The organism is Streptomyces sp. TSRI0281, assembly GCF_001905125.1.
GTDB lineage: Bacteria > Actinomycetota > Actinomycetes > Streptomycetales > Streptomycetaceae > Streptomyces.
In genome coordinates this window covers 14,084-28,470 of the sequence record NZ_LWLE01000017.1, presented here as the reverse complement: position 1 = coordinate 28,470, position 14,387 = coordinate 14,084, and the positions used below count along the sequence as shown (strand labels likewise).

Sequence of the window (14,387 nt, the reverse complement as noted above, 5' to 3'; positions counted from 1 at the left end):
GGGGCGGTCGCTTCTGCGCCGTTTCGACCGTTGTCGGTACGAGGACCTAATCTGTCCCACGTGACTTCGCCTGCCTACACGGACAACGCTGCGCCCCAGCTCAGCGCGGGGCCGCGGCCCGCCCCGGGCCCCGCCGCCGACGAGGGGCTCTCGCGGCGGCTGCGCGCGCTCGCCTGCACGGCGCCGCTGCACGACCTCGACGTGCGCAAGGCGAACCTGGCCGGTGAGTACACGGTCTACGCGATGGCGGAGGTCGCCCTCGCCGCGATCGACCTGGTCACGCTCAACATGGACTTCGACACGGGCGCCGACCACGACCAGATAGTGGCCAGACTCCTGCCCCGGGTCGGTGCGCAGGCCCCGCGGCGCCCCGTCGCCGAGCACGAGCGGGTCGCCCGCTGGGTCCTGGAGAACCTGATCAACGTCGGCAGCGTCGACCGCGGATTCCGCGCGGTGTACGGCACCTTCGGGCCGGACGGCGCGTATGTCCGCCGGGACTACGACTTCAAGCTCATCGAAGAGGTCCCGGGCTACGGCGGCAGCGTCTACCTCCGCACCACCGACGAGGCGGTCAACGTCCTGGTCGGCGCCCTGGACACCGACGTCACCAGCGCCCAGATCGCGGCCGAGGTGAAGCTGGAGGTCCTGATCAGCCGGGGCCGCCTCGCCGACGCCCAGCTCGCCGCCGAACAGGCCCGTTACCGCACCGTGCAGTACGCCGAGACGCTCCGCAGGACCCTGGAGGCGACCCGGCGCAACGTGCGCGCGGTCGACTGGCTCAACGCCGTCCCGGACATGATCGACGAAGCCCTGGACCACGTGGCCGACCGCTACCGCCACGAGAACGCGATCCTCACCAACATCCGCAAGGCGCGCGACGAGGCCGAGGAGCCCGAGCACAAACGGCGCGCCGCCGAGCTCGTCGACATCGTCAAGGACTGCATCCGCCGCCACACCCAGCTCCAGTCACGCCTGCTGGAGGCGGGACCGCTGTTCCGCGCGGAACAGGACCGGCAGGCGTTCGCCGCCCCCACCGCGCGGGTCGGCCTCGACCTGTACGGGCAGCTCGTCGCCCCGCTGCTCCCGCTCCCCGTCGAACAGTCGATCCGCGCCACCGACGCCTTCTTCGCGCACGGCACCGGACTGCGCACACCCACGTCCGTACGGCTGGGCGACCTGGTCGACATGCTCCTCACCCCGCCCCTGGAGCGCGAGCACCTCGGCGCGGAGATGCCCGAGCCCGATCTGATCGCCACCCCGGACGACAGCCGGTTCAGCGAGGAACAGCTCGCGAGCGCCATGACCCTGCTCGAACTGGAACACGACGCGCCGCGACGGCTCTCCGGCCTGCTCGCCGAGGCCCGCCTCAGCGATCCCGAACTGCCGTATCTGGTCGCCCTGCTCGCCGTCCACGCGGCGAGCCCGCCCGTCGGCACCGCCTACCGGCAGGGCGAGCGGCGCCTGCTGTTCGCGGTCGACGACGGTACGCAGCTGGACGACCCGGAGTTCGGCGGCGCCGACCTCATAGTGGGCACGGCCCTGCTGGACGCGGCCGGAATGGCCGCCGACCGCAAGGAGGCGTCATGACCGCCGCCGACCGCCCGTCGCCGCCGGGTTCCGGGCCCCACCCCGTACCGAAGATCCTCCGCAGCAAGGAGCCACGGCCGTGAGCGACCACCACGCCGAGCACACCGACGCGTGGGGCGAGCCGTCCGGCACGCACCCCACGTACGGCACCGACACCACGGCGCCCGACGAAGCGGTCACCGCGACCCCCGTCACCCCGGCCGACGCCGCCGACGCCGCACGGCTGGTCTCCTTCGGACTGCAGCCCAAGCTGCTGCCCGCCCGGGACGCCGAGTACGCCGAACTGCTCCGCCGCTACCGGGAGGAGCCCGCCTTCGCCCGGCTCGCCGACGCCGTCGCCACCGGGCTCGGGCTCATCGTCCTGGAGGTGTCGGCCCGGGCAGGCATGGCGGTGACCGCGGGCGAGGACTCGGTCTTCGCCGTACGCATGGGTGACTACGCCCGCCGCGCCTCCTCCGACGCCGCCGACCGCTTCCTGCACGGCCTCGCCCACCTGGCGGTCGCGGCCATGGCCTTCCCCCGCCCCGAGGACCTCGCCGACGACGCGTACATCGGCCGGATCACGGTCAACGGCGTCGACGCCTTCGTCCGCCAGGCCTGTCACCGCCTGGAGGAACGCGCCGAGGAACAGGGCGACAACAGCGACCCGGCCACCGACACCCCGGGGCTGGAAGCCGGCTGGCGGATCTACGCCCGCCGCAGCGCCACCGGCGCGACCAAGGACGCCCGGCGACTGGCCGGCTCCACCACCGGCATCATCGGCAAGGCCGTCGCCTTCCTCACCGACTCCGGCTTCCTCCAGCGCACCGGGGACGACGCGGGCGGCGCCTACCGCACCACCGCCCGCTACCAGCTCCAGGTACGCGACATGGCGGGCGGCGCGGCCATGGCCGAGCTGCTGGAGCTCGGAGTCGTGCCCGTCACGGACGGCACCGCCACCCTGCTGCCGCCGCCCGACACCGACGACCTGGAGCTGGCCGCCGACGCGGGCCTGCCCTTCCACGCCTGACGCAGCCACCACCCGCCGCCTCCCGCCCACCGACGGCTTCCCGCCCCGCATCCGCCGCTCCGCCCCACACCTGCCGCTCCGCACCCGCTTTCCGAACGACGAGAGTCCGCCGCCATGTACGAGTTGTCCCGGGTCCGCCTCTACTCCATCGGGCCTGCCGGTGCGCGCTACGCCGACACCGTCCTCGACCTGCGCGGTGTCGGTGAGCCGGTACCCAACCCCGCGCCGGCCCAGGCCGAGTTCTTCGAGGACGAGCCGGTCGGCCCGCCGCGCCGCCCGGCCCCCGCGGGTGTGCTCTTCCTGGAGAACGGCGGCGGCAAGTCCGTCCTGCTCAAGCTGATCTTCTCGGTGATGCTGCCCGGTCACCGCAACACCCTGGGCGGCGCCAGCTCCGGCGTCCTGCGCAAGTTCCTGCTCGCCGACGACTGCGGCCATGTCGCCCTGGAGTGGCAGCACACCCTCACCGGCGAATGCGTCGTCGTCGGCAAGGTCAGCGAATGGCGCGGCCACCAGGTCTCCAACGACCCGCGCAGGTTCGCCGAGGCCTGGTACTCCTTCCGCCCCGGCCCCGGACTCAGCCTGGACAACCTCCCGGTCGCCGAGGCCACCTCCGTGGGCCGCCCCGTCGAAGGAGCCTCCGGCGCGCAGGGCAGGCGCCGCACCATGAAGGGCTTCCGCGACGCGCTGATGGACGCGGGCAAGTTCTACCAGCACCTCGACGTGCACTGGGAAGAGATCCACGACCGCTGGAACGAACACCTGGGCGACCTCGGGCTCGACCCCGAACTCTTCCGCTACCAGCGCGAGATGAACGCCGACGAGGGCGAGGCCGCCGGTCTCTTCGCCGTCAAGAAGGACTCCGACTTCACCGACCTGCTGCTCCGCGCCGTCACCGACACCCGCGACACCGACGGCCTCGCCGACCTCGTCAGCGGCTTCGGCAACAAGCTGGGCCGCCGCGCCGAACTCACCGCCGAACGCGACTTCACCGCGGGCTCCGTCGATCTGCTGGGCAGGATCGTCGACGCCACCGCGACCCGCTCCCGCGCCCGCGACATCCACGCGGGCGCCGAACGCCGCACCCGTACGCTCGCCCGCCGCCTCGCCGCCCGCGCCGCCGAGGAGCGCGGCCGCACCGCCGAGCTGGCCCAGCAGGTCACCGCCGCCGCCCACACCGTCACCGAAGCCGAGGCGACCCGCAGCCGCCGCGCCCTGATCGCGGCCGAACTGGCCTACCGGCACGCGTCGCTGGCCCTGACCGTGGCCGAGAAGAGCGCCGCGGCCCAGCGCCGCGAACTCGGCGAGGCCAGGACCCTGCACTCCGCCTGGCAGGCCGCCGAAGCCGTGCTGCGCCACCGTGCCGCCGCCGACCGCTCGGCCAGGGTCGCCGTCGCCATCCGCGAGGCCGAACGCGACGCCGCCCCCGCGCTCGCCGCCCGTGCCACCGCCGCCGCCGACCTCGTACGCGCCCTGCACACCGCCGCCGAGAACGGCGAACGCGTGGCCAACGAGGAGGAGGAGCGCTCCGACACCCTCCAGGCCACCGGCGAGCGGGCCCACCGCGACGCCACGATCGCGGCCACCGAGGCCCAGCGCGCCCGCAGCGAGGCCGGCCACCTGCGCCAGCGCCTGGCCGAGGTCGAGCAGGAGACCACCGAAGCGGTCCGCGCGGGCTGGCTCGACGACACCGCGCCCGATGCCGACCCGGCCCGCGCGGCCCTGGCCGCGAGCGACGCCGAGCAGGCGGCCGTCGCGTCCTGGGACACCGCCCGGGACGCCGCGAGAGCGGCCGCCGACCACGCCAGGGAGGCGGCGGCCGAGGAGAGCCGCACCGACCTCGCCGCGGCCCGCGCCGCCGACGCCGCGAACGCCGCGGAACAGTCGTACGAGGACGAGCTCGGGGCCGCCGAATCGATCGCCGCCGACCACCGCCTCGCGGACCTGCTGGGCCTGCCCTCCGCCTCCGGGGTACCGCACCCCCGCCGCGGCGCCCACACCCCGGGGGCCGATCCGGACCCGGCCACGGGCGACCCGCACGGCACCGCGCACCGGGACACCACCGGGACCCGTCAGGACGACGGCCGGTCCGCGACCGGCCCCGACCGCCAGGGACTGGTCGCCGGCGCCGACCAGTCCGCGACCGCACAGCAGCCCCTGAGCGCCGAGGAGTTCGACCGCAGCGCCGACGAACTGCGGGACCTCCTCGACCAGGGCGTCGCCGCCGCCGAGCGCAGGCTCTTCGACCTGCGCACCGCGGCCGCCGACGACGCGCGGATCCTCGGCGCACTCGGCGACGGCGGTCTGCTGCCGCCGGGACCCGACGTCCTCGCCACCGTCGAATACCTCGGTGAGCACGGCATCCCCGCCCTGCCCGGCTGGCGCTACCTCGCCCAGGCCGTCGACCCGGCCGACCACGCCGCCGTGCTCGCGGCCCGCCCCGAGCTCGTCGACGGCGTCGTGATCACCGACCCCGACTCGCACGCCCGCGCCCGCGAGGTCCTCGGCGCCGCGGCCCTGCTGCCCCGCTCGGCCGTCGCCGTCGGTACCACCGCGGCGCTCCTCGCCCCCGTCCCGGCCCCCGGCACCGGGCCGGACGCGCACACGGACGGCGTCTTCCTGGTCCCGCCGAACCCGGCCATGCACGACGAGCACGCCGCGGACGAGGAGCGGCAGGCGCTCAGGAGCCGGGCCGCCGCCCGCGACGAGGACATCCGGACCCTCGCGGCCCGCCTCGCCGGCGACCGCTCGCTCGCCGCCCGTATCGGCTCCTGGCGCGCCGACTGCCCGCCCGGCATGCTCGCCGAGCTGGCAACCGCCGCCGCCACCGCCCGTACCGCCGCCGAAGCGGCCGAGGCCGCACTCGCCGAGGCCCGCACGGTCCGCGCCGAGGCCGACGAGGCGGCCGCCGACACCGCCCGCGTCCGCGACGAACGCCAGGAGGCCGCCCAGCGCGCCCGCCGCGCCGCCGACGCCCTCGCCGGACTCGCCTTCCGCCTCCGCGAGCGCGCCGGATGGCAGGCGCGCCTGCGCGAACTGGTCGACGAGGCCGCCGAGTCCGAAGCCCGCGCCACCGTCTGTCTGGACCGGGCCCGCGCCGCCGACGAGGACCGCCGGGCCGCCCAGCGCGCCGGGGACGACGCCCGCCGTACCGCCCGTGCCCTGCGCGCCGAACGCGCCGAGATCGCCGGTGCCCCGGAAGTGCTTCCGGAGCCCGACGCGGACCGCGTCCGCACCGCCCTGCCCACCCTGCGCGAGGCGTACCGGGCCGCGTCCCAGCTCTACGAGAAGGTGGGCGTCGGCGCCGACCTGCGCGCCGAACAGGCCCGTGCGGAGAGCGACGAGAGCGCCGCGCTCGCCGAGCTGGACCGCCTCACCAACAAGGTCCGCACCCGTGCCGCCCAGCTCCTCGAAGGAACCGACGGCGCCGACGGCCCCTCCCGGCAGGCGGCCGCGTCCCGGGCCGAGTCCCTCGTCCAGCTCCTGGAGACCCGCGCCTCCACCGCCAGCGAACACCTGGGCCGGTTGCGCGGCGAAGCGGAAAGGCTCGCACCGCAGGACGACGAAGCACGCCACACCGAGCTGCCCGAGGAGTTGGTCCCGGCCGACGCCGAGCAGGCCCAGAGCCTCCTGCGTACGGCCACGGCCGAACGGGCCTCCGCCACCGCCGCCCTGGACACCGCCCGCGCCTTCCACGCCGAACTGCTGCACGCCCACCGCTCCGCCGAGGACTCGGCGGGCGGCTTCGACGAGACCGCCGCGCTCCTGCGCGACCTGCTCAGGGACCACAGCGCTGACGACGACGCGGAGAGCCCCGACACGTATCCCGGCAGCCTCGACGAGGCCCGGCAGTCCGCCACCGAGGCCCGCCGCTCCCTGCGCGGCTGTGCCGGCGACCTCTCGGCGGCCGAGAGCGCCGTACGGGAAGCGAGCGACATCCTCGTACGGCACGCCAACTCCACCCGCTACGAACAGGTGCGCACCCCCGCGCGGCAGCAGATCCGTGAGCTCCCGGCCGCCGCGCTGCCCGACCACGCGGAGAAGTGGGCCGCCGCGTTCGCCCCCCGGCTGCGCGTCCTCACCGACGAACTGGTGCAACTGGAGCGCAACCGCGACTCCATCGTCGACCGGCTCCGTGGCCTCGTGGAGTCCGCCCTCACCACCCTCCGCTCGGCGCAGCGGCTCTCCCAGCTCCCCGAAGGACTGGGGGAGTGGTCGGGCCAGGAGTTCCTCCGGATCCGCTTCGAGGAGCCCGACCAGGCCACGCTCACCGAACGCCTCGGGGAAGTCGTCGACGAGGCCACGCGCGCCGCGCTCAAGAAGAACTCCGACCTGCGCCGCGACGGCATGTCCCTGCTGCTGCGCGGCGTTCAGGCGGCGCTCCAGCCCAAGGGCATCGCGGTGGAGATCCTCAAGCCGGACGCGGTGCTCCGCGCCGAGCGGGTCCCGGTGGGACAGATGGGTGACGTCTTCTCCGGCGGCCAGCTGCTCACCGCCGCCATCGCCCTCTACTGCACGATGGCGGCACTGCGCAGCAACGACCGCGGACGCGACCGCCACCAGCACCGGCACGCCGGGACGCTCTTCCTCGACAACCCCATCGGCCGCGCCAACGCGACCTATCTGCTGGAGCTCCAGCGTGCGGTGTCGGACGCGCTCGGTGTCCAGCTGCTCTACACGACCGGGCTGTTCGACACTACGGCGCTCGCCGAATTCCCGCTGGTCATCAGGTTGCGCAACGACGCGGACCTGAGGGCGGGCCTGAAGTACATCAGCGTGGAGGAGCACCTGCGGCCCGGACTGCCTCAGCAGCACCCGGACGGCGAGGCGGTCCACGGCGAGATCACGGCGACCCGCATGTTCAAGCGGAGCACGTCGGCCCCGGCAGCGGCGGATGTCCAGCGCCCGGAGCCGACCACCCGCTGAACCGCACCGCCCGGCGGCGGCCCCACGATCCGGACAGAGACGTGGGGCCGGTCTCGGACTCGTGGCCCACGGACTCGTGGCCCACGGACTCGTGGGCCACGGGCCCTCAGGCCCGGGACAGGTCGCCGGACTTCTCCCGGCGTTGTCGTATCCCTGTGCCGTCCCGCTCCGCGGCTCGTGCCGCCCGTCGTGCCCGGCGGCGCTCGCGGCGCATCCGCCGCGCCGTGCTGCTGGGCACGGACACCACACCGTTGCGCTGATTCCACACCTGACGCGTCACCCACACATCCAGCACGGACCAGGTCGCGACCACCGTGCCGGCGACTCCGCCGAGCACCATCGGGAAGGCGAGCCAGGAACCCGTCAGGGTGCAGAGAAAGGCCACCATGGCCTGGATGAGCGTGAGCGACATGATCAGCACGGCCCGCACGGCCGATGTCCTTACCGCGTCAGGCATCCGTCTCTTCGACGCCGGCTCCTCCACCCACAACTGCCGAGGAATCCGAGCCCCTCGTGAGGCCTCGGCCGTCGCGGCGACAGCCGGTCTCCCGGTCTTCCGGCGCTCGTCCGTGTTCAAGGACCTTCAACTCCCCACCACTGTCCGACTTCAGGGTGGCTGCCCGGCTTGCGCCCGTTCTACGCGGACGGATCGAGTCCGTTGTGCCGCGCAGGCCCCGCAGTGCCATCTACCCCCGTACAGAAGGACGAACGAACAGCCCCGAAGATTCCCGCGGAAAGCCCCCAAGGAGGCCGGATCGTCACGGAGCGAAGAATTCCAGCCAACTGCCACGTGCGGGTATACGGCGCTCTGTCACGCATCCTCTGTCGCTTTCGCGAATTTCATCTCAGGGAATACCAGGACAACTCACGATCAACTCGCCCGGGGGCGGCTGAAAAATCATCCGGACGTGCCTTCGAGTTGCCTGTGTGTCAGTAGTAGGCTCGCGCCGTTTATTGACGCAGGACCGACGGTCGTCGACGCAAGGCCGACCGACGGACGTCGGCGCACGAGCGGCGGACGTCGAAGCAGGACCGACGGAACACCACCCCCGCGGTGCGGGGTCTATCTGGGGGAGGCCATGCGCTTTCGCGGGAAGTCCATCCGCAGGAAGATCGTGGCGTTGCTCCTGGTGCCGCTCGTATCCCTCACGGGCCTCTGGGTCTTCGCCACCTTCCTCACCGGCCGCCAGGCCAACGACCTGATGAACGCGAGCGCCATCGTGGAGAAGGTCGGCCACCCCCTGGAGGAAACCGTCCGCGCGGTGCAGGGAGAACGCCGCCAGACCCTCGCCTTCCTCGCCGACCCCCGCGCCTCCGACGCCCTGCCCCTGCTGCGCCGCCAGCGCGCCGCCACCGACCGGGTCGTGGCGGAGGTCAGGGACAGCGCACAGCAGACGGACATCCGCGACGCACTGCGCCCCGCCGCCGAGACCCAGCTCGACTCGATCCTGAGCGCCGTCGACGGCCTCGACGCCCTTCGCGACTCGGTCGAAAGACGCACCATCAGCCGCACTCAGGCCATGGACTTCTACAACGGCCTCGTCGATCCGTGCTACCGCTTCCTGAACGGTCTCCACACCATGGAGAACGTGTCGATGGACAAGCAGGTCCGCGCCCTGGTCGGCATCTCCCGGGCCCGTGAAATGCTGTCCCGCGAGGACGCGCTGATCGGCTCCGGACTGATCGCGGGCCGCCTCACCGCCCCGGACCTGCGCGCGATATCCGACCTCGTCGCCAACCGGAAGCTGCTGTACGAGATCAACCTGGAGCTCCTGCCCGAGTCGGAACGCCGACGCGTCGAGCAGTACTGGGGCAGCCCCGACACCGAACCGCTGCGCACGGCGGAGAGCACGCTGATCGACGCCGGTCCGGCGAAGGAGCCGGGCACCGTCGACGCCGAACGGTGGCAGGAGGTGGCCCCGCCCGTACTGGACCGGCTGGCCAACGACTCCACCGAGATGACCAACCGCTTCCAGGACCGCGCCGAACCGGCCGGCTACCGGGTCCTCATCCAGGCCGGTGTCGCGGGCGTCCTCGGCTTCCTCGCCCTGCTGGTCTCGATCTTCGTCTCCGTCCGCGTCGGCCGTGAGCTGATTCGCGACCTGTCCCGGCTCCGCAAGGACGCCCACGAGGTGTCCGGGGTGCGGCTGCCGAGCGTGATGCGCCGGCTCGCGGCCGGGGAACAGGTCGACGTCGAGACCGAGGCACCTCACCTCCAGTACGAGCGGGACGAGATCGGCCAGGTCGGCCAGGCCCTCAACACCCTCCAGCGGGCCGCCGTCGAGGCCGCCGTCAAACAGGCGGACATGCGCCGCGGTGTCTCCGAGGTGTTCGTCAACCTCGCCCGCCGCAACCAGGTGCTCCTGCACCGTCAGCTGACGCTCCTCGATGCCATGGAACGCCGCACCGAGAACAGCGACGAGCTGGCCGACCTGTTCCGCCTCGACCACCTCACCACCCGCATGCGGCGTCACGCCGAAGGTCTCGTGATCCTCTCCGGGGCCGCCCCGTCCCGGCAGTGGCGCAAGCCGATCCAGCTGATGGACGTGGTCCGGGCCGCGGTCGCCGAGGTGGAGGACTACGAGCGCATCGAGGTCCGGCGGCTGCCGCGGATCGGCGTCGGCGGCCCGGCCGTCGCCGACCTCACCCACCTGATCGCCGAACTCCTGGAGAACGCCACCGTGTTCTCCCCGCCGCACACCGCGGTCCAGGTGCACGGCGAACGCGTCTCCAACGGCTTCACCCTCGAAATCCACGACCGCGGCCTCGGCATGGCCCCGGACGTGCTGCTGGACGCCAATCTCAGGCTCGCCGAGACCCCCGACTTCGAACTCTCCGACACCGACCGGCTCGGCCTCTTCGTGGTCAGCCGCCTCGCCCAGCGCCAGAACGTCCGGGTCTCCCTCCAGAAGTCGCCGTACGGAGGCACGACCGCGGTCGTGTTCATCCCGGCGGCCCTGCTGACCGACGCCCCCGACACCCACGGCACCGGATTCCGCCTCGACCGCCGGGCCGAGCGGGCGATCATCGGCGGCCGCCCGGCGGACGGCGCGCCGGGCAGCGACAAGGCCAGGAGGGACGGCATGCCGGAGAACGAGGACCGCACGGCGGGCGGCACCGGCAGAGCCCCGTCCCTGTCGCCGGTCCCCACCGGTCTCACCGACCCGGCCGTCCTCGACGGCCCCATCGAGCTCGAAGGCCCCGTCGGACCACTGGACTTCGCGAACGGCCCGCTCGACCGGTCCCTCGACCCGGCGCTCGGTCCCGTCCTCGACGGCGTCCTCGACCTGGAGGACACCGAGAGCGAACGCGGCGGCATCTTCCGGGCCAGGGATCTGCGCCGTGACGGCGACCGCGAGCATCAGCAGGCCCACGACCACGGCGGCGCGACGGCGGACGTCCGTCCCATGCGGCCGGCCGGCCCGGTGCCGCTGCCCCGCCGCAAGCCGCCGACGCTCGTCACCGACCGGGGGCGCCGGGTGGACGACGCGGACCGCGCCCGGCCCATGGGCGAGGAGTCCGGGACACCGTCCCGTGGACGGTCCCGCACGACGACGGGCCCGGTCGCGCACACCGGCACCTCCCGCGCACCGGAGGGCCCGTACGCCCCCAAGGCGGCGGAGGCTCCCCACGAGCTCCGGATCCCCGGGGAACCGCCGGCCCCGGACACCGTGGGCGGTCTGCCGAAACGGGTCCGGCAGGCGAGTCTCGCCCCCCAGCTCCGTGGTGATTCCGGCGACCGGTCTCCCCACCAGGACCCCGTGGACAGCGCCGACGACATCGAGCGCGACGCGGACGAAGTACGCGACCGTATGGCTTCGCTCCAACGAGGCTGGCAGCGCGGCCGTCGGCAGAACGCCGAGGACGTGACCGGCCCCGGCGATACAGCACCAGGAACCACTCCGGGAGGGGACGGTCGATGACCGCACCGAACGCCGCAGCACACAACTCCGAACGCCAGGGGTCCGGCGAACTCAACTGGCTGCTCGACGAACTCGTGCAGCGTGTCGCCAGTATCCGCAAAGCACTCGTGCTCTCCAGTGACGGTCTCGCCACCGGCACCTCGCAGGACCTGACCAGGGAGGACAGCGAGCATCTGGCCGCGGTCGCCTCCGGTTTCCACAGCCTCGCCAAGGGCGTGGGGCGGCACTTCGACGCCGGCCGGGTACGCCAGACCGTCGTCGAACTCGACGAGGCGTTCCTCTTCGTCACCGCCGCCGGTGACGGCAGCTGTCTCGCCGTCCTCGCCGATGCCGACTCCGACGTGGGCCAGGTGGCGTACGAGATGACGCTGATGGTCAAACGCGTGGGGGCCCATCTGGCCAACGCCCCACGGACGAGCGGTCTGTCCGCCGGAGGGTGAGTGGATGGCATGAGCGCTGACTCCTCCCGCGGCACCGTCCCCGGCACTCCGGATGCCCCCGGTGGCCCCCCGTCCTCACGTTGGTACGACGCGGACGCGGGACCGGTGGTCCGTCCGTACGCGATGACCCGGGGGCGTACCAGCAGCGCGTCCCGCCACCGACTCGACCTGATCGCGGTCGTCGTCCCCGAACCCGCGGCCGACGACCCCGGCCGGGATCAGACGCTCTCCCCGGAACACGTGGAGATCGTCGAACTGTGCAGCGACATGCCCCAGTCGATCGCCGAGCTCTCCGCCGGCCTGGACCTCCCGGTAGGGGTGGTACGGGTGCTGGTGGGCGATCTCGTCGAGGACGAGCTGGTGCACGTAACCCGTCCCGTTCCGCCGGCCGAGCTGCCGGACGTGAACATTCTTCGCGAGGTGATCAATGGCCTTCGGGCGCTCTAGCCGCAAAAGGCGGCCCGTTGAGCCCGTTACCCTGAAAATCCTGGTGGCGGGCGGCTTCGGAGTGGGCAAGACGACGTTGGTGGGTGCGGTCAGCGAGATCAGACCGCTGCGTACGGAGGAGAGACTCAGCGAGGCGGGCCGCCCCGTGGACGACCTGGAGGGGGTCGAGAGCAAGACCACCACCACGGTGGCCATGGACTTCGGGCGGATCACGCTCCGCGAGGACCTGGTGCTGTACCTCTTCGGTACGCCGGGCCAGGACCGGTTCTGGTTCCTCTGGGACGAACTGGCCCAGGGCTCCCTGGGCGCGGTCGTCCTCGCGGACACCCGGAGACTGGAGGACTGCTTCGCGGCGGTCGACTACTTCGAGCGCCGGGCGATCCCGTTCACCGTGGCGGTCAACGTGTTCGAGGGAGCGGACCGGTTCCCCGCCGAGACCGTACAGGCGGCGCTCGACCTCGACCCCGGGGTGCCGGTCCTCGTGTGCGACGCACGCGACCGGTCCTCCGTACGCGATGTGCTCGTCACGGTGGTCGAGAACGCCCTGGCCCGCGCCGACCGGCCCAGGGAACCCGCCACCACCTGACCCCCGGACGGCACACGGCCCGTACCCCCGTCCGATCGGCAGGGGGTACGGGCCGTGTGCCGTCGGTCCGGAGGAACCGGGCGGCCGGTACCGGCGGGAGGCCGCGCGGTCCTCCCCGTGAGCCCGCCGCCGCTCAGCGGTTGTCGGCGAGCCACTTCTGCGCGGTCTCCGCCAGCTCGTGGTCACGGCCCGCCAGCATCATGCGGATCATCTGCGCATCGCCGCGCAGCGACCACCCCGGGTGCCCGAACGTGGCCGGGTTGTTCCTCTCGATGAAGAAGTGCGCCGGCCAGGCCGTGCCGTACCCGATCAGGGGCAGAGCCGCCGCATACCGCTTCCGGCCCCGGGCCAGCCCGTAGGCGGCGATCGTGAGACCGGTCAGCGTGCCGGTCAGATGCACCCAGCGGGTCGCGGCCCGGGAGTGCATCGCCACGTAGTAGGGCCAGAACTCCTCGTACGAATCGAACGTCTGCTGTGACATACGGGCACCGTAATGGCTGGGGCGGCAACCGGATACGGCAGTTCCGCGTCCGAGAAGAAGAACGGGCGGCCGGAGCCCACGGGGGTGGTCCCGGTCGCCCGTTCCGCTCGCCCGCCGGCGGGCCGCGATCAGTGCCCCGCGACGGCCCGCCGGGTCACCGGGAAGTCGAAGTACGTGTCCGGGAACAGCTCCGGCCGGTAGGTGTAGTGCCACCACTCCTCGGCCAGATTCACGAAGCCGAGGCCCGCGAGCGTCTTCTTGAGGAACTGCCGGTTGGCACGCCGCACCCCCTGGATCCGCGGGTCATCGGTGTGCGACAACGTGTCGAAACAGTCGTAACCCGTCCCCATGTCCACCGAATTGTCGGGGAAGCGTTCACCCTTCGGCGCGTAGCAGGGAGCGAGCGTCTCGCCCGGCCGGTACGGCCTGGCCGGCAGGGCCGGCAGCCCGACCACGGTCAGGTCGACCGTACTGCCCCGGCTGTGGCCGGACTTCTCCGCGATGTAACCGTCCTCGAACAGCCGGGACTTGTCGACGCGCGGGTAGAACTCGGCCTTCATGGCCTGGTCGTCGAGGTCCTTCGCCCAGCGCACGAAGTGATCCACCGCCCGCTGCGGCCGGTAGCAGTCGTACACCTTCAGCGAATACCCCTGGCGCAGCAACCGCCGCTGGGCCGCGTGCAGCGCCTGCGCGGCCGGCCGGGTCAGGATGCAGACCGGCTGCCGGTATCCGGCCACGGACTCGCCCATGAAGGTGTGTGCGGTCGGGTAGCGCATCTCCTGGATGATCGTCGGATCCACGGAACGCAACGCGACGAACTCCCCGGGGGCCTTCGGTTCGGGTTCGGCGTGGGCCGCCGGGGCGGCGGCGGTCACGGCGAGCAGGGCGGCGGCAGCCGCCAGGGCACGGAGAACGGTTCGCATTCCTGTCATGGGCACATCGTTTATCAGCTCCGGGGCCCGCACGAAAGAGCGATCGGATACAGTCCGCC

Annotated in this window: 10 protein-coding genes; 7 read left to right on the top strand and 3 right to left on the bottom strand. The window is 72.9% G+C overall.

All coding sequences use genetic code 11. The annotated features are described in order from the left end of the window. Window positions 1–60 precede the first annotated feature (60 nt). The 3 genes from A6A29_RS23135 to A6A29_RS23125 all read left to right on the top strand — a co-directional run bounded on the left by A6A29_RS23135 (window position 61) and on the right by A6A29_RS23125 (window position 7,519). Complete coding sequence (locus A6A29_RS23135) at window positions 61–1,587, top strand: hypothetical protein (protein ID WP_073722508.1); 1,527 nt, start codon at window positions 61–63, stop codon at window positions 1,585–1,587. Window positions 1,588–1,666: 79 nt separating this feature from the next. Continuing rightward, window positions 1,667–2,596 carry a hypothetical protein gene (locus A6A29_RS23130; RefSeq protein WP_073722507.1) on the top strand — a complete coding sequence of 310 codons (930 nt, stop codon included), beginning with the start codon at window positions 1,667–1,669 and terminating at the stop codon, window positions 2,594–2,596. 114 nt (window positions 2,597–2,710) lie between these two features. Further along, window positions 2,711–7,519 carry a hypothetical protein gene (locus tag A6A29_RS23125; protein ID WP_073722505.1) on the top strand — a complete coding sequence of 1,603 codons (4,809 nt, stop codon included), beginning with the start codon at window positions 2,711–2,713 and terminating at the stop codon, window positions 7,517–7,519. 106 nt (window positions 7,520–7,625) lie between these two features. Here A6A29_RS23125 and A6A29_RS23120 read toward each other — a convergent pair whose 3' ends face one another. Next, a complete protein-coding gene (locus tag A6A29_RS23120; RefSeq protein ID WP_338012892.1) occupies window positions 7,626–7,976 on the bottom strand; it encodes a hypothetical protein in 351 nt (116 codons plus the stop codon). Window positions 7,977–8,598: 622 nt separating this feature from the next. On the opposite strand from A6A29_RS23120, the gene A6A29_RS23115 reads away from it, so the two are divergent. From A6A29_RS23115 to A6A29_RS23100, 4 genes are read left to right on the top strand one after another with little or no spacing between them, the layout of a single operon-like run. Beyond that, the gene (locus tag A6A29_RS23115; RefSeq protein WP_073722501.1) at window positions 8,599–11,442 is read left to right on the top strand and encodes a sensor histidine kinase; all 2,844 of its coding nucleotides are present in this window, start codon (window positions 8,599–8,601) and stop codon (window positions 11,440–11,442) included. After that, entirely contained in the window at window positions 11,439–11,882 is a 444-nt protein-coding gene (locus A6A29_RS23110; RefSeq protein WP_073722499.1) for a roadblock/LC7 domain-containing protein, read from the top strand. Before A6A29_RS23115 ends, A6A29_RS23110 begins: the two co-directional genes overlap by 4 nt. Before the next feature lie 9 nt (window positions 11,883–11,891). Beyond that, window positions 11,892–12,329, top strand: coding sequence for a DUF742 domain-containing protein (locus A6A29_RS23105; RefSeq protein ID WP_073722559.1), 438 nt, complete (start codon window positions 11,892–11,894; stop codon window positions 12,327–12,329). Then, the gene (locus tag A6A29_RS23100; protein ID WP_073722497.1) at window positions 12,310–12,915 is read left to right on the top strand and encodes a GTP-binding protein; all 606 of its coding nucleotides are present in this window, start codon (window positions 12,310–12,312) and stop codon (window positions 12,913–12,915) included. Before A6A29_RS23105 ends, A6A29_RS23100 begins: the two co-directional genes overlap by 20 nt. Before the next feature lie 133 nt (window positions 12,916–13,048). Here A6A29_RS23100 and A6A29_RS23095 read toward each other — a convergent pair whose 3' ends face one another. Further along, window positions 13,049–13,396 carry a DUF962 domain-containing protein gene (locus tag A6A29_RS23095; protein WP_073722495.1) on the bottom strand — a complete coding sequence of 116 codons (348 nt, stop codon included), beginning with the start codon at window positions 13,394–13,396 and terminating at the stop codon, window positions 13,049–13,051. 128 nt (window positions 13,397–13,524) lie between these two features. Further along, window positions 13,525–14,328: a M15 family metallopeptidase gene (locus tag A6A29_RS23090; protein WP_073722493.1), complete on the bottom strand. Its 804-nt coding sequence runs from the start codon at window positions 14,326–14,328 to the stop codon at window positions 13,525–13,527. Window positions 14,329–14,387 lie beyond the last annotated feature (59 nt).